The sequence below is a fragment of the Blautia sp. CAG:257 genome (assembly GCF_000433815.1).
Taxonomy (GTDB): domain Bacteria; phylum Bacillota; class Clostridia; order Lachnospirales; family Lachnospiraceae; genus Blautia_A; species Blautia_A caecimuris.
On sequence record NZ_HF999050.1, the window covers coordinates 2,735 to 20,252 of the forward strand.

Below are 17,518 nucleotides of genomic sequence, written 5' to 3' on the forward strand. Positions count from 1 at the left end.
CCGTATATTGACGGAGAACATCAGGGACCTATTATTACAACCTTCTTTTATCCGGAGAATTATGATTTTAAATTTGCAGATATGTATACTTATATCAAAGACAGAGGATATGCAATTTATCCCGGTAAGGTAACGGAGGCGGAAACTTTCCGTATCGGAAACATTGGAGAAATCTATAAAGAGGATATTGAAAGGGTTGTAAATCTTGTAAAAGAGTTTCTGGACAGTACAGGAAAATAAGGACTGTACGGAGGCATACAGAAATAAGATCCAGGGGATATCAGGGACAGGATTATCCTGCATCCGGACATTCCCGGATCAGATTTTATAAGAATCATCAGGAGGAATGAAGATGAAGCAATTTGACTGTGTAATATTTGACTGGGCAGGAACAACGGTAGATTATGGATGCTTTGCGCCGGTTCAGGCATTTGTGGAAGTATTTAAACATTATGGAATCGAACCTGCTATGGAGGAGGTTCGTGAACCAATGGGGATGCTGAAAATTGATCATATCCGTACTATGCTCAATATGCCCAGAATAAAAAAATGCTGGACAGAAAAGTATGGAAAGGAACCAACAGAAGAGAATGTGAAAGAGCTTTTTGGGATTTTTGAGGAAAAGCTTCTGAGTATTCTTCATATGTTTGCAGATCCGAAACCGGGTGTGCCGGAGGTAATAAGTCGTCTTCGTACAAAGGGCTATGCCATTGGTTCGACAACAGGATATACAGACAAAATGATGGAGATTGTAGCTCCGGCTGCAAAAGAAAAGGGTTATGAGCCGGACTGCTGGTTCAGCCCGGATTCCACAGAACAGAAGGGCCGTCCCTATCCGTATATGATATACAGAAATATGGAAAAGCTTGGAATTATGGATGTAAGAAAAGTAATAAAGGTGGGAGACACGGTTTCTGATATAAAAGAAGGAAAAAATGCGGGCGCATTTTCCGTGGGAGTAATTGTCGGAAGCTCTGAGCTTGGACTTTCTCAGGAAGAATTTGAGGCTCTTTCCTGGCAGGAGCAGCAGGAAAAATGCAAAAAAACAGCACAGCGTTTTCTGGATGCAGGAGCGGATAAAGTAGTTTATACACTGGAAGAGCTGGCAGAATTTCTGGGGGCATAACGCCCCCGTTTTTTTATTCTTATTTCAAAGGTGTTTTATCTGCTTTCAGGAAAAAGAAAATTCCGATCAGAAACATAACAGAAAGAGCGCCCACGCCCAGGTTTACGCTGCCGCTGAGCTGGCTTATGAGAGAAACAACCATAGTTCCTGCAAAGGCGGCTCCCTTTCCGCAGATATCGTAGATTCCGAAGTATTCACCGGATTTGTCCGCAGGAATGATCTTTACAAAATAAGATCTGGACATGGACTGAATGGCGCCCTGGAAAATTCCCACAACAACAGCCAGAATCCAGAACTGATACTGTTCCTTGAGAATGATCCCGTACAGGGCGATCAGAAAATAAGCTCCGATAGAAACAGTGATCAGCCGTGAAGCGCTGACCTTTCCCGCCAGTCTGCCAAAGATCAGAGCAGCCGGAAAGGCTACGATCTGAGTTACCAGAAGAGCAAGGAGAAGTCCTGTAGAGTCAAGGCCAAGAGCGGTTCCGTAAGCAGTTGCCATATCAATGATCGTATACACACCGTCAATATAAAAGAAAAAGGCAATCAGGAAAAACAGGATTTTTCTGTTGTTTTTCAGTTCGGAAAAAACTCCTTTCAGACGGTGGAAGCTGGCAGCCAGGTTGTTGCCGGAAGCTACTGACTGGTAATGCTTCTGCCGGTAGTTTTTCAGCAGAGGAAGGCTCATTACGATCCACCAGACAGCTACCAGAAGGAAGGAAATTCCCATGGCTGTTTTCATGGTAAGTCCGATCTTATCATAAAAAAGTACAAGCATCAGGCTTAAAATAAAAGGAATGCAGCTTCCGATATATCCCCAGGCATAGCCCTGGGCAGACACCTGATCCGCCCGGCCATCGGTGGTAACATCCGGAAGCATGGAGTCATACACAACCAGGCTTAAAGAGTAGGCTGATTTTGCAATTACAAAAAGCAGCAGAAACCAGATCCAGGACTGAGTGAATCCAAGAAAAACACAGCCTAAAGCTCCAATCAGAAGAGAAACCAGGAATATTTTTTTCCGGCGTCCTTTTGTGTCAGAGGCAGCGCCAAGTACAGGACCCAGAACTGCCACAATGATGGTAGCAGCAGAGGTGGCATATCCCCAGTAAGCCAGATAATTTACTTCGGAAATGCCTGCCTGATCTGCCAGATAATTAAAATAAATAGGCATGATCGTAGCGATCAGAAGGGTAAATGCCGAATTTCCCACATCATAGAGAATCCATTTCTTTTCCATATCGTTCAGCTTAAACTTCATAAATATCCTCCTTGGGGCAGCGCTTTGACAGTAGCCGGCTGAAGCTGCCGTTTCTTTTTTATATTTTATCAGATTTCTTACAGGATAACACGAAAATTTGTAGATATTGAAAAGAAAAAGTCAAAACAATGTAAAATAGCAGCTGTCTATACGACAATTACAGGATTCTTGTGAACGGAATACAGATATGATATAATACATACCTGAATAATAGGCTGAAAGAGAGATAAAAATATCGGTTTTCACAGGTATGGAACACAGGAGGTTCATAAGTTTCTGTCAATCTGGGAAAACTGATTTTATGGAGAATGCGATTATGAAAAAACAAAGACTTATAAAAAATATTACAGATCAGATCAAGGAAGCGCAGATGAAACTGGGATTTGTCCGGGAAAGTATCAGGCTGTATTTTCCCTGGGACTCCTTTATGGTTCTTCTGGGAGAAACTCTGGAGGAAGAAGGATCAGGCATACATTCAGAAGATAAACTATTTCCGAATGACGGGAATTGCTCCGAGACAGAAAGGAAAAAGCAGAAAAGAAGGATCCTTAATGAGCTGAATGGTTCAGCCGGGTTTGGGACCGGAGGACTGGGACAGGTTTCTTTCCGGGAAAGCAGAGGAAGGGTGGAGGTTACCATTCCCCCGGAAGGGGCGGAGTACGTTCACCGGGAGATTTCAGACCCGCCTTTTCTGAAGGCTGTGATTGAGCTTTTCGGGACCAGCCATAATCCTTCCGTGGATGACGTCTGCGCCTGCTTTGCTGAGTTCAGTCCGGATTATGTGTGCTGTAAAATACAGGATAATGATTTTGATTATGCTTTGTACTTTCAGGATGAAGAGATCGATCCTTATTATTACTGTATAAAAATGGAAATGGGACATACGGTTTATCATCGTTTTATAAAAGAAGATTACGAAAAATTAGTGGGGTAAAGGAATTATGGCAAATCAGTTTTCGAGAACAGAGCTTCTTTTCGGGGAAGCGGCAATGGACAGACTGGCGCAGTGCCGTGTGGCGGTTTTCGGCATTGGAGGAGTAGGCGGATATACGGCAGAGGCCCTTGCAAGAAGCGGTATTGGAGAGATTGATCTGATTGACAGTGATACGGTAAGTCTTACGAATCTGAACCGGCAGATCATAGCATTGAGAAGTACGATAGGAAAATATAAAGTGGATGTAATGAAGGAGCGTATCCTTGATATAAATCCTGATATAAAGGTACATGTGCACAAGTGTTTTTATCTGCCTGAAACAAAGGATGAATTTGATTTCAGCCAGTATGACTATGTGGTAGATGCAGTAGATACAGTGACAGCCAAGCTTCAGCTTGTTGAAGAAGCCAATGCAGCGGGAGTTCCTGTTATCAGCAGTATGGGAGCAGGAAACAAGCTGGATCCCACAGCCTTTCAGGTGGCTGATATTTATAAAACATCCGTGTGTCCTCTTGCAAAAGTCATGCGCCGTGAACTGAAAAAACGGGGAATAAAAAAGCTGAAAGTGGTTTATTCTCAGGAACTTCCGGTCATGCCTTCTCAGGAGGCGCTTAATTCTTACAGTGAGGAGCAGTCCGAGACAGCCCCTAAGAAACGGTCCGTTCCGGGATCTGTGGCATTTGTTCCATCTGTGGCAGGACTGATCATTGCAGGAGAGGTTCTGAAGGATCTTATAAATTTTTAGATGATTCTACGATTTTTTTACATAAATTTGCTTGTGTAAAATATGGTTTCTGTTATAAAATAAATCTATATTTCGTAAAAATTTGAGAAGGAGAGTGTGATATGCGCAAAACAAAAATTATTTGTACTATGGGTCCGTCAACTGATAAAGAAGGAATACTTGAACAGCTTGCCATTGAAGGTATGGATGTTGCAAGATTTAACTTTTCTCATGGTCCCCATGAGGAACAGAAAGGCCGTCTTGAAAGATTAAAGGCGATCAGAACAAAGATCAACAGACCCATTGCTGCGCTGCTCGATACAAAGGGACCGGAAATCCGGATTCAGGAATTTGAAAAAGGCAAGGTTACTGTAACAGAAGGCCAGAAGTTTATTCTGACTGCAGAGGACATCCAGGGAACAGAAGAAAAGGTATCTGTTACCTACAAAGATCTTTATAAGGATGTGAAGCCCGGCGACAGTATTCTGATCGACGATGGTCTGATCGGCCTGAAGGTTGAAAAGATCCAAGGAACAGAAATCCACTGTGTGGTAATAAACGGAGGAGTGATCTCCAACAAAAAAGGAGTGAATCTTCCCGGAGTAAATGTAAACATGCCGTTTATCAGCAAAAAAGACAGAGAGGATATCCTTTTTGGAATCAAAGAGGGCTTTGACTTTATTGCAGCTTCTTTTACCAGAACAGCAGAGGATGTGCTGGAGATCCGTAAGATTCTGGATGAAAACGGCGGCCGTGACATTAATATTATTGCCAAGATTGAAAATCAGCAGGGCGTTGATAATATCGACAGCATTATGGAAGTGGCAGACGGAATCATGATCGCCCGTGGAGATATGGGTGTGGAGATTCCTCTGGAAGACGTTCCTGTTATCCAGAAAGAGATCATTAATAAGGTTTATAATGCAGGCAAACAGGTAATCACAGCAACTCAGATGCTGGATTCTATGATGAAAAATCCAAGACCTACCCGTGCGGAGACAACAGACGTGGCAAATGCCATTTATCAGGGAACAAGCGCGATCATGCTTTCCGGTGAGACTGCAGCAGGAAAATATCCGGTAGAAGCTCTTCGGACCATGATAAAGATTGCCCTTCGTACAGAGAGCGATATTGCATATAATAAAGAATTTAACATTCTTTCCAGAGATCATGGAACTACCACAAACATGACGACAGCGATTTCCCATGCAACCTGTATGACTGCCATTGATCTTGGCGCAAAAGCTATTATTACAGTCAGCCGTTCCGGAAACACTGCAAGAATGGTTTCCAAATACCGTCCGGGCTGCATGATCGTAGGATGCTCGCCGGAGGAACATACATGCAGACAGCTGAACATGTCCTGGGGCATCACGCCGGTTCATATTAAAGAAGAGTACAGCATGGAAATCCTTCTGCTCCACGCTACAGAGGCGGCAGAAAAAGCCGGTTATGTAGAAAAAGGCGATGTGGTCGTTCTGACAGCAGGAGTTCCGCTGGGGCGTTCCGGAAATACGAATCTTATTAAGGCTACAGTAGTAGGAGAGTATTGATCTTAAAATTTTATCGGCAGAAGTTTTGATGTAGCCGACGTAAAAAAAGCCGTGAAATTCATCCAGGCGCAGGGACTGGAATCATCTGATGAGACAGATGTAAAATAGTCTTTCCTGTTAAGTCAGGATAGCTGGCGGGCAGCGAAATAACTACACATAAAGAGAAGATAAAAAACATCTCCGCCCAGAACCGGGGAGTAAAATCCCGGTTCCGACAGAGATGTTTTTGTTATCTGGTATGTCTGTTAATATATTTTGCCTTATATTTGGAGTACACAATGGTCTGATCTTTGTAAAGCCCATAATACCCGGAAACAGCATAGCTGATGGAGACTGCGATTAGGTAATAGGAAACGCCCTCAAATCCAAACAGTTCAAAGGCAATGAGGATAGAGGTAATGGGACAGTTGGTAACGCCGCAGAACAGGGCTGCCATTCCGGAGGCTGCACACAGGGAAGGCGAAAGCCCTACAAGCTGTCCCATAACACAGCCAAAGGTAGCGCCGATACAGAAGGAGGGAACAATTTCTCCTCCACGGAAGCCTGCTTTCATGGTAATTGCAGTAAGAATCAGCTTCCACAGAAAATCAAAGGGCCGGGTCTGTCCTTCTTCCACTGCTTTTTCAATGAGCCCGTTTCCTGCGCCCATAAAATCTGCTGACCGGAGAAGAAGCGTGATCACAATCACAGCTCCGGAGGCTGCGACAATACGCAGATATGGATTTTTTAGGAAACGGGAATAAAGCTGTCCAATGCCTTTCAGGGCAACGCAGAAAAGAATACTTACGATCCCGCAGCCAACTGCCACAAGAAGCATTTTCAGCCCGGAAGCAACAGAAAGCTCAGGAATCCCGGATACATGAAAGCTTTCCGGATGGATATCGAAGCTGACTGCAAATCTGGCGGCAACCAGAGAGGCGATCACACAGGGGAGGAGAGCCGCATAGTACATAACCCCTACGCTTACTACCTCCATGGAAAATACAGCGGCAGCCATGGGCGTACCAAAAACAGCAGAAAAGGCGGCGCTCATGCCGCACATTACAATTACATGCCTGTCCTCTTCATCAAGACGGAACCAGGCGCCAAGCTGATTGCCGATACTTCCTCCAAGCTGTATGGCAGCGCCCTCACGTCCTGCGGATCCTCCTGTAAGATGCGTCAGAAGAGTGGAGACAAAGATCAGAGGAGCAGACCGCAGAGGAACATCATCCTGTGAACGGATAGTAGAAAGCACCTGATTGGTGCCTCCGTCATCCTTTCCGAATTTCTGATACAGGAATACAATACACAGGCCGGAAACCGGAAGGAGAAGAAATACCCAAAGATTCTGCATACGAAAATCCGTGACAAATTTCAGGGCTCTTGCAAAGACACTGCTTATGGCTCCTACTGCCAGACCTGTAAGGACAGCCAGAAGGAGCCATTTTGCAAGATTTGACGCATCCCTCCATATTCGTCTGGCATAGAAGCGAATCAGACGAAGGCTTTTATTTTCTCTGTTTTTCTGTGTCGTATCCATGATTTCCCCCTTATTCTGTAAAAAACGGATCACGGACAAAAATGACCATGACCCGTTTTTTGTATTTCAGTAGCAGTGCAGATACATTTTGTAGTATCCGGTTTATTCTTCAGTAATTCCGGTTACTTCGTATCCTGCATTTTTGATAACTTCCCGGATCTTATCTTCGTCCACATGTTCCGGAGAAGTAAAAACAGTTGTCTTTTTTTCGTGGGAGGAAACAACATCCTCTGCCTGGAAAGCAGCCTTGATCGCTTCATTTACATGAGCCTCGCAGTGGGGGCACATCATTCCTTCAACATTTACTGTGATTTTTACCATAGAAGTAGTCTCCTTTTCTTTATTACTTTCATTATAATCTTTTTCAGGCAGAATGGAAACAGCCTGTTTGATTTTTTTGTCCCGGCTTGCATCATGAACCTTAAAAAGATTCAGCCGGAGGGCATTTGTGACAACGCAGAAGCTGGAAAGGCTCATGGCGGCAGCCCCGAACATGGGATTTAAGGTCCAGCCAAAGATGGGGATCCACACGCCTGCGGCAAGAGGGATTCCTATTACATTGTAGAAAAATGCCCAGAAAAGATTTTCGTGGATGTTTCTGAGGGTAGCTCTGCTGAGGCGGATGGCTGCAGGCACATCGCTTAACCGGCTTTTCATCAGAACAATGTCTGCCGCGTCAATGGCAATGTCTGTTCCTGCTCCGATAGCAATGCCGATATCTGCCCTTGTAAGAGCCGGAGCGTCATTGATCCCGTCTCCTACCATGGCAACCTTTCCCTGTTCCTTCAGAGAACGGATCACACTTTCCTTGCCGTCAGGGAGAACTCCTGCGATCACCTCGTCCACTCCTGCCTGCTTTCCGATGGCCCGGGCAGTCTTTTCATTGTCTCCCGTAAGCATTACAACCTGGATTCCCATATTCTGAAGCTCTTTAACAGCCTGCGGACTGTCTTCCTTGATCACATCGGCAACTGCGATGATACCGGCCAGTTTGTTGTCTGAGGCAAAGAGAAGAGGGGTTTTGCCCTGTTCCGCCAGATGTTCGGCCTGCTGTTTCAGAGAATCCGGCACAGAAACACGGCTGCTGATAAACTTCATACTTCCTCCCATAAGCGTCTGACTGTTCATAATGCCGGAAAGTCCGTTTCCGGGAAGAGCCTGAAAATCAGAAATCTCATAAGCGTGAAGCTTCCGTTCTTCAGCTTTTTTCAGAACTGCCTTTGCCAGAGGATGTTCACTTTTCTGTTCCAGAGAAAAGGCAAGAGTCAGAAGCTGCTCTTCAGAAAATCCCTCTGCAGGAAGAATATCAGTAACTTCCGGCTGACCGCTGGTAATGGTTCCTGTTTTATCAAGAGCCACAATCTGTACTTTTCCTGTTTCTTCAAGAGATACGGCTGTTTTAAAAAGAATCCCGTTTTTGGCGCCCATGCCGTTTCCTACCATAATGGCAACCGGAGTGGCAAGTCCCAGTGCGCAGGGGCAGCTGATAACAAGAACAGAAATTCCCCTTGCAAGAGCATAGCCAAAGGTCTGTCCTGTAAGAAGCCACACAATAGTTGTAATTACAGCAATGGTGATAACGGCAGGCACAAAGATCCCGGAAACCCGGTCTGCGATTTTTGCAATAGGAGCCTTGGTGGCTGCAGCGTCGCTGACCATTTTTATAATCTGGGATAAAGTAGTATCTTCTCCTACCCGGGAAGCTTCACAGCGGATAAATCCTGACTGGTTGACCGTGGCTGCAGATACCATATCCCCGGCTGCTTTGTCTACAGGAATGCTTTCACCTGTGAGAGCTGATTCGTTTACTGCGCTTGTCCCTTCAAGAACTACTCCGTCTACAGGAATGTTTTCTCCCGGACGGACAACAAAGATATCTCCTTTGTGAACCTGTTCTACAGGGATTGTGGTTTCCTGTCCGCTGCGGATCACAACGGCTGTTTTCGGAGCAAGCTTCATAAGACTTTTCAGCGCGTCTGTTGTTTTGCCCTTGGAGCGGGCCTCCAGCATTTTTCCCACAGTGATCAGAGTGAGGATCATTGCCGCAGACTCAAAATAAAAGTCCATCATGTAATTTTCCACAGCAGCCATGTCCCCGCTGACCTGAGCGCCTGTCATGGCAAAAAGCACATACACGCTCCAGACAAAGGATGCCATGGAGCCAAGGGCAACAAGCGTGTCCATGTTGGGGGATCTGTGCCAGAGACTTTTAAATCCGCTGATAAAAAACTTCTGGTTAATGACCATGATGATCCCTGCAAGAAGCAGCTGTAAAAGCCCCATGGCAACATGATTGTGTTCAAACCACTGAGGCACAGGCCAGCCCCACATCATATGTCCCATGGAAAAATACATGAGAACCAGAAGAAAGCCCACAGAGGCGATCAGTCGTTTTTTCAGAATGGGAGTTTCGTGATCCGCAAGAGCCTCCGCAGCCTGGGATGCAGAGGACTGCTGACTGTCAGCGCCTTTTAGGGAGGCTCCGTAACCGGCCTCCTCAACAGCCTTTATAATATCCTGAGGGGAGGCGCTTCCCTCTACTCCCATGGAATTGGTGAGCAGACTGACCGAGCAGGAGGTTACCCCGGGAACGTGGGATACAGCTTTTTCTACCCGGGCGCTGCAGGCCGCACAGCTCATTCCTGTTACCTGATATTGTTCCATATTTCCTCCTTCTGCTGTGTACAGACTGTCTGTTCCGTACACAGTCTTATTTCATAAGTTTCTGTAAAGTAACCACAAGTTCATCAATGGTTTCGTCTTTGCCTTCCCGGATATCCCTTGCCACACAGGTTTTAATATGGGCGGCAAGAAGTTCTCTGTTAAAAGCATTCACTGCAGCGTTTACTGCGGCGGACTGAACCAGAATGTCATTGCAGTAGGCATCGTTTTCCAGCATTCCTATAATACCGCGAACCTGTCCTTCAATTCTTTTCAGACGGTTTACAAGCTTTTTTCGGTCTTCCTCCGGACGTACTGTTTTTTTTGTGCAGAAGCAGGATGTTGTTTCAGTCACTGTAAATTCCTCCTTTGATTCATTTATGGCTAAAAATAAATTCTGTTTATAAACATACCCCTTATGGGTATTATTTGTATTATTATCATATACCCTGCAAGGGTATTTGTCAACAGGAAATATTCTGATAATAAAATACAAACAAATGTTCTTTCGGTATACAGATGTGTTATGGAGAAAAAGAACGTTTGTTTGTTATAATCCTGATTGTAAAACAGAGCCGGACCTGAATTACAAGAATAAATAAATAATAAAAGAATAAAGGAGAACAAAATTATGAAGCAGATGAAACACATGAAACGAACAGAGCTTGCGGATCAGCGTACTGCAAACAGAAAAGTATTTGAAAATCAGGATCATTCCAGAACCGTAGAGATTTATCTGGAGCCCGTACACTACCAGGACAGAGGCGGAAACTGGAAGGAAATGGATGATACCCTTCAGGAAACAGAAACGCCGCAGAATTTACAGAGATTCCGTGAAAAAGAAATTTTTTCGGGAATGGATATGGAAAGCTCAGTGCAGGAAAATAAAATCCCGGGATTTCTGAACAGAAAAGGGGATCTGGAGATTTTCCTGAACAAAAAAGCAGAACCGGCTTCCACAGTGTACCTGAGCCGAAAAGACAGCTTTCTTTCCTGGGGGCTGGAGGGAGGTACTTATGCAGAAGCCCGGAAACAGGAAAAAAGCGTAGTTTCTTATAAGGACATTTTTGACGGGGCAGAGCTTCGCTGCCGGATTCACGGGGAAGGAGTGAAGGAAGATCTGATTCTTCATAAACCGGAAGCGGTTTCCGATACTTACAGCTGTCTTTATCAGATGAAAAATCTTCGTCCTGTACTGCGCAACAATGTGGTTTCTTTTTTAGACAGGGAGGAACAGGAAGTGTTCTGTGTTCATGCGCCCTGCATGAAAGACGCCGGCGGCGAAAAATCAGAGGCAATCCGTCTGAGCCTTACAGAAACAGACACAGATGTGTGCAGGATCACATTTTTGCCGGATATGGAATGGCTGGGATCTGAGAACCGCCTGTTTCCGGTAGTCATTGACCCTGTAACAACTACCTCCAAAAAAGCTTCTGAGATCTATGATGCCCATGTGGATTCCTTATATGAGGAGGACAACTTCCAGAAAAGTATTATTCTGAAAAACAAGGGAGGCGATCAGGTACAGAGAAGCTTTGTAAGATTTGCGCTTCCGGAGATCAAAACAGGAGATATGGTCATCAATGCCAGACTGGTGCTTGTTTCACTGGCTGAGGACGGAAAAGAACGTACTGTGGCAGTGCATAAGGTGCTTCATGCGTGGAACTCAGATTCCATTAACTGGTACAATAAGCCTCTTTATTCCGATACTGTGGAGGATATATGCAGATACAAAGGAGACCAGCAGAAATACATTACCCTGGATATTACCAGAATGGTAAAGGACTGGTATCAGAACGGCGGCAACTACGGACTGATGTTTAAAAATGACAAAGAGCTTTCCGGATATACAGAATTTCTGTCCTCTGACTGCGACAACGGATTTCAGGATATGCGCCCCAGAATCGAGCTTTCCTATGTGAATTATTCAGGTCTGGAGGCTTACTGGAGCTATCACAGCCAGGATGTGGGAAGAGCGGGAACCGTTCATGTAAATGACTATAACGGAAACCTGATCCTGATCCATGATACCATGGCAACCGGCGGAAGCCGCGTACCCATGAGCCTTGCCCATGTATACAATTCCAATAACAGACAGGTGAACCTGGGCTATGGATACGGATTTGCCCTCAGTTATCATCAGACTCTGAAAAAAGTAAAAATTGCAGGAACTGACTATTATCAGCACACAGACGGAGACGGAACCGTTCATTATTTTTACTATGATTCCAAAAAATCCAAATGGCTGGAGGAAGGTGGTTCGGAATCCTATGTGACTATTCATGCAGATGCCAGCGAACAGCTTGTGATCCACGATAAGGAAAACAATCAGCTGATGTTCCGAAATGGATATCTGGTAAAAGTAAAGGACAAAAATGGAAATACTCTAGTTGTTGCCTGGAATGAAGGAAGAGTCATCTCTGTTACAGACGGCGCAGGCAGAAAGACAGTTCTTACTTATCTGAAAAACAGTCAGGGCAAGCTTACCTATCTTCATGAGATCACTTCACCTTCCGGAAAAAAGAAGCTGTTCGGGTACAACAATGGAGATCTGGTAAAAATCATTGATATTGACAATGAAACTGTAAATTATACATATGATAAAAATCATATGCTTACTTCCCTGACGGATGTTGACGGATACCGTGTCAATTACGAATATTATACTTCCAGCCCTTATCGTGTAAAAAGAATCACAGAGTTCGGCGGGAATGTGAAAGGAAACAGTCTGACCCTGACTTACGGCTATAACAGCACAAAATTCACAGACAATAAAAAAAGAAGCGAAATCTATCGCTTTAACAACAGCGGAAACCTTCTGCACATTCATGACGGCTTTGCCCATGCTGCAAGCGCACGATTCAATACCAGCGGAAATCATGTGAACTGTCTGGAAAACGCCACAAAACTTCAGACCAATGTAGTTCAGCTTTTGAAGGATCCGATCATTCAGGCAGCTAAGTCAGCATGGGGAAAGATTATCGGAACAGACGCATCAGGAACAGCATCTGTCAATACGGATCAGAAGCACTGCAAAGTAGGAACCAGATCCTTAAAAGCGGAGAGCAGTTCCCTGAAAGGGTATGTAAGCTGGGCTCAGGATGTAAAGCTGAAAGCAGGAATGACGTATACCTTTTCTATGTATGTAAAAACAGAAATGAAGCAGGCCGCAGAAGATGGAGGCGCAAGGCTGAGGATCAGATATATTGACAAAAATGGAAAATGGATTTATCTGGACAGTGAAATTCTGAAAGAAACAACAGGCGGTTTCGTACGTCTTTACCGTACCTTTACTGTGCCCTCTGATTCTAAAGATCCTACAGTACGTGTATATCTTTATTTATATCATGCTGCAGGCGTGTTATACGGTGATATGGCTCAGCTGGAAACGGGAACAACTGTAAGCAGATGTAATCTGATCGACAACGGGGACTTCCAGCTGGGAAGCACGGATTTTGAAAAGAAGGCATATTATGAAGATGGTCTGACATCAGTCGGATCTGAAAATGTAAGACCGGTAAACCGTGCTGTAACAGTAACGGCAGCAGGAACTTCGTATATTTATGACAGACCGTCTCTGAATGGAAAAAAAGTCGCAAGTGTACAGAAATGGACACATCTTTATGCTTCTGTTTCCCTTCCAAACGAAAACAGCCAGTGGTACAGAGTGGAAAATGCAGAAGGAAAACGGGGATATTTTCCGGCAAGCAGAGCATTTGCGTACCTTGGCGGAAATGATGGAGATAATTGTGGGGCAGTTGCGGTTACAGGAGCAATTTTGCGGGCTTCAGCTTCTGACAGTGGAGCTATTGTAGAAGAAGTGATACCCAGAGGAACCAGTGTGGTAATCCGTTCCATTACAACAGATTCAAGAGGACAAAAATGGTACTATGTAGCCATGCAGATCGATAAAAAACGTTATTTTGGCTATATAAAAAGAGATCATGTGATCCGTCTCAGTGTAAATGCTCCTGTCTGCACCATGAAGCAGGAAGACAAAGTATTTGATACTCCATCGCTGACAGGAAAAGCAGTTATTACATTAAAAGCAGGTCAGAAAATTGCAGTGCGTGGAATTTGCCTGACAGGAAATCAGAAATGGTATGCAGTACAGCGCGGAAGAAATTTCTGTTTTCTGAATGCACGTTACTGCCAGCTGAATATGACAACAGAAGTTGATAAACGTGCGGTATCTATAGTTCCCGAAAGAGTAGGCGGGCTGGATAAATATATATACCGTTTCATAGGCGATACTCAGGTAAATAAGCGTCTTACAAAAATCCTTGATCTCACAGGCAAAAAAGGAGACACTTACATGGTTAATGCCTGGGGACGGGGAACCTGTCTGCCGGAAACAGATAATGATAAATACCGCCGCTTTGGCGTAGAAGTGGTTTTTGTAGGGGCAGACGGAAAAAATGACATTCATTATACAAATTTCAGCCCGGATATTCTTGACTGGCAGTTCCTGGGTGACGTTTATGTGGCAAAGCAGGACTATACCAGCATTAAGGTTTCCTATACTTACTGCAGAAATGCCAACCTTGCATTTTTTGACGGACTTTCCCTGTACCGGGAAGAATTCGGACAGAGCTACACCTATGATGACAAAAACAATGTAATCTCTGCCGTGGATTCCCAGAAAAATGCCACAAAGTTTGAATATAATGAAAACAGTGACCTGACCGGGATCACGGACCCAAAGGGAAATAAATTTAAGTATGAGTATGATAAAAAACATAACGTGACGAAAGGAACCTCCGCTATGGGCGTGGTGAACCGTCTGGTCTATGACGGAAACGGAAACATCACAAAAAGCGGTACCGTACAGCCTGATGCTCAGGATAAAGGTATCTGGATCGCAAGATCTTTTACCACAGACAAAAACCATGTGGCGTCTGTCACAGACGCAGAGGGCAACAGAACCCTGTATGACTGGAATGTGAAGTCAGATCTTCTTAATTCTCTGACAGACGGACAGGGCAACAGGCTGAGTTATAAATATGATTCTGCTGACCGAATGACTTCCGTCTCTCAGGAAGTAACTGCAGACGGAACAAAGCAGGTGGTAAAAAATACTTATGGCTATACAAAGGACAAACTGACGTCCATTGACCACAACGGCTTCCGATATGGATTTGAATATGATGCCTTTGGAAACACAACAGCCGCATCCATTGCAGGCAGCCAGGTGGTACAGTATATTTATGAAAGTGGAAACGGAAATCTCAGCAGGACTGTTTATGCAAATGGAAATGAGATCCGGTACACCTACGACAGTCAGGACCGGATGACAGAAAGCTATTTCAGAGAATCTTCCGGCGGAACAGAGCAGAAGCTGAATACTTATACCTATGATAAAGAGGGAAATCTTTGCCGGGTTGTGAACCATATGGCAGGTAAAACCTATGATCTGGATTATGATTTCCTTGACCGCCTGATGCGTGTAAGAGATGAAAAAGGTTCTTTTTATGAGTATACTTACGATGCAACAAACCACATGACAAAACTGATCCACAAGGCAGGCGTTTCCCATACTACGATTCTTTATACTTATGATAAAGACGGCAGGGAACAGACCACAAAGGTACGCGGAGGCTATACAAAGACCAGCACTTACGATAAGCTGGGAAGGGCAGCAGGTGTAACTCTCAGCACCAAAAAGGCTTTTGCAGTAAAGGTGGCTTATCCGGCAGCAAACGGAAATCAGGAACATGCCATGCCGTCAGGTCTGACTGTGGGAGACAGAAAGCTTACCTATCAGTATGACAAAAACGGAAATATCACAAGGATCCAGGATCGCTCAGGCTCCGGCGCGGTAAAGACAGATACTTTCTGCTATGACGAGAGGAACCAGCTGATCCGTGAAGACAGCCAGACCCAGAATAAGACATTTGTCTACGAGTATGATCTGGGAGGAAATCTGACTGAGGTGAAGGAGTATGCATATACCGCAGGAGAGCTTCCTGCTTTCCCGGAAAGAACAGAAACAGGATCTTATGCTTCTGTCTGGAAAGACCAGCTTGTGAACTGGAACGGCACAGCAATGACCTATGATGCAATCGGAAACATGCTGACCAGAGGAAATATTACTTACCGCTGGATTATGGGCAGAAAGCTTGCCGGGGTAAACAATGGAAAGAACATCCAGTATTTTTACGATCATACAGGCTCCAGAACAAAGAAAGTTGTAGATGGTACAGCTACCGAATACCGAATGGCAGGGGAACTTCTGGTATCAGAGATCACCAATGGACAGACCTTCTGGTACACTTATGATTCCAACGCAAACCTTGTTTCCATTATCATTGGAGGAAAGAACTACTTCTATGTAAGAAACCTCCAGAACGATATCATTGCTCTTATTGACGAGGATGGAAACACGGTGGTAAACTATACTTATGACAGCTGGGGTAAGATTCTAAGCATTACCGGAAGCCTGAAGGACACCGTAGGCCAGCAGAACCCGTTCCGTTACAGAGGATATTACTACGATAAAGAAACAGGGATGTACTACCTGAAGAACCGGTATTATGATCCGGAGTTGAGAAGGTTTATCTGTGCGGATAAATATTTAATAAGCGCAAACAGTGTATTGACAAATTTGTATGCTTATTGTGGTAATAGTCCTACAACCAGTTATGATCCAGATGGAAAATTTTTTAAGAAAGCATTTGGATTTGTTAAGAAGGTATGGAATGCAACAAAAAAGGCTGTAAAGAAAGTATGTTCTGTGGTGAAAAGAACTTATAGGAAGGCGACAAAGGCTCTTGGTAAAGTTTTTGGTGTACAGTTAGGAACATCAAATGGTTTTAGATATAAAGCTGGAATTAGTGGCGTTGGATCAGTTGCATATTCCCATTCTACGGGATTTTCTGGAGGGTATAATCCATCGGCAGTGGTTACATTTTATTCAAATGCAGGGAATGTTACAACATATGAGCCTTTTAATTCATCAGGAGATTTGCAAACAGAAAGTGATAATGGTGTGAACATTAATATTGGATTTGTACAGGCAAGTGTTTCCTCAGAAGTGCTTACGGGAGAACTAATTGGCTTATCGTCTAGTGTATCGGTAGGAGATTACAGTTTGGGTGCAAACTGTCATTATAACCATAAGGATCAAAGTATCGGAATTAGTTTAGGAATATCAAAATCTGAAGAAAATAATATGGATATTTCGGATGAGATTTCACTTGATCTTGGTATTCCGGCAATAGTTGGTGTAGTTATAGGTATGGCAGCAGGCACTGTTGGAAAAGTGGTTCAGGCAATATTTTAGATTTAAGTTCGGGCGAGAATTTAGGAGGCAAAAGAATTGGATTTTCAGAAGTTCGAAATGATAGTGGAAACGATAGCTCTTTTCTGGGTGATCTGCTGTGTTGTTATCTGGTTTATTCACAGAAAAAAGAAGGAAGCCACAGCAGGAAAGCTAAAAAAAGGGATGATATATATTTCGATTATTGTTTTTGCAGGATATTTTATGTCAAATTTAGTCAAGTGTACCATATCTTTTGCCTCCCTGGAAAAAGCAGTTTCATTTTATGGAAATACAAAGCCTCAGGGACAACCGCTTATAGGAACAGAGACTGCCCTTGTTCCTCAGCTTAATGACGGATTGGAATTAAGCATTTATCATAAAAAACAAAATAAATGGAAACTTCCCTGTTGGCTTTTTAATGAAGATTCAATACATAATGGTATAGATGAAAATACAAACAAATATATGGTTAGTGT

General features: G+C 44.0%; 10 protein-coding genes and 1 pseudogene. 7 read left to right on the forward strand and 4 right to left on the reverse strand.

The window, feature by feature from the left end:
- A pseudogene (locus tag QVP40_RS06830) lies at positions 1-240 on the forward strand (2-aminoethylphosphonate--pyruvate transaminase); the annotation flags it as partial.
- A 112-nt stretch (positions 241-352) separates the two neighbouring features.
- Positions 353-1,126 carry a phosphonoacetaldehyde hydrolase gene (gene phnX / locus QVP40_RS06835; RefSeq protein ID WP_022067728.1) on the forward strand — a complete coding sequence of 258 codons (774 nt, stop codon included), beginning with the start codon at positions 353-355 and terminating at the stop codon, positions 1,124-1,126.
- A gap of 19 nt (positions 1,127-1,145) precedes the next feature.
- On the opposite strand, the gene QVP40_RS06840 is transcribed toward phnX, so the two are convergent.
- Entirely contained in the window at positions 1,146-2,387 is a 1,242-nt protein-coding gene (locus QVP40_RS06840) for an MFS transporter (RefSeq protein ID WP_022067729.1), read from the reverse strand.
- A gap of 316 nt (positions 2,388-2,703) precedes the next feature.
- On the opposite strand from QVP40_RS06840, the gene QVP40_RS06845 reads away from it, so the two are divergent.
- The 3 genes from QVP40_RS06845 (at position 2,704) to pyk (ending at position 5,598) form a co-directional block, all read left to right on the forward strand.
- Positions 2,704-3,321, forward strand: coding sequence for a DUF3877 family protein (locus tag QVP40_RS06845; protein ID WP_022067730.1), 618 nt, complete (start codon positions 2,704-2,706; stop codon positions 3,319-3,321).
- A 7-nt stretch (positions 3,322-3,328) separates the two neighbouring features.
- Positions 3,329-4,066 (forward strand): tRNA threonylcarbamoyladenosine dehydratase, encoded by a 738-nt coding sequence (locus QVP40_RS06850; protein WP_022067731.1) that lies wholly within the window; start codon positions 3,329-3,331, stop codon positions 4,064-4,066.
- A gap of 101 nt (positions 4,067-4,167) precedes the next feature.
- The gene (gene pyk, locus QVP40_RS06855) at positions 4,168-5,598 is read left to right on the forward strand and encodes a pyruvate kinase (RefSeq protein WP_022067732.1); all 1,431 of its coding nucleotides are present in this window, start codon (positions 4,168-4,170) and stop codon (positions 5,596-5,598) included.
- 229 nt (positions 5,599-5,827) lie between these two features.
- Here the strand turns inward: pyk and QVP40_RS06860 are convergent, their stop codons facing one another.
- The 3 genes from QVP40_RS06860 to QVP40_RS06870 form a co-directional block, all read right to left on the reverse strand.
- Positions 5,828-7,120 (reverse strand): chloride channel protein, encoded by a 1,293-nt coding sequence (locus QVP40_RS06860; RefSeq protein ID WP_022067733.1) that lies wholly within the window; start codon positions 7,118-7,120, stop codon positions 5,828-5,830.
- A 102-nt stretch (positions 7,121-7,222) separates the two neighbouring features.
- The gene (locus QVP40_RS06865; RefSeq protein ID WP_022067734.1) at positions 7,223-9,784 is read right to left on the reverse strand and encodes a heavy metal translocating P-type ATPase; all 2,562 of its coding nucleotides are present in this window, start codon (positions 9,782-9,784) and stop codon (positions 7,223-7,225) included.
- A 46-nt stretch (positions 9,785-9,830) separates the two neighbouring features.
- On the reverse strand, positions 9,831-10,136 hold the full coding sequence (locus QVP40_RS06870) for a metal-sensing transcriptional repressor (RefSeq protein WP_022067735.1): 306 nt from the start codon (positions 10,134-10,136) through the stop codon (positions 9,831-9,833).
- A 276-nt stretch (positions 10,137-10,412) separates the two neighbouring features.
- Between QVP40_RS06870 and QVP40_RS06875 the strand changes: the two genes are divergently transcribed.
- Positions 10,413-17,063 (forward strand): DNRLRE domain-containing protein, encoded by a 6,651-nt coding sequence (locus tag QVP40_RS06875; protein ID WP_022067736.1) that lies wholly within the window; start codon positions 10,413-10,415, stop codon positions 17,061-17,063.
- Between the two features lie 36 nt (positions 17,064-17,099).
- Positions 17,100-17,518 (forward strand): hypothetical protein (locus QVP40_RS06880; protein ID WP_288200366.1); only part of this gene is annotated, 419 nt, incomplete at its 3' end.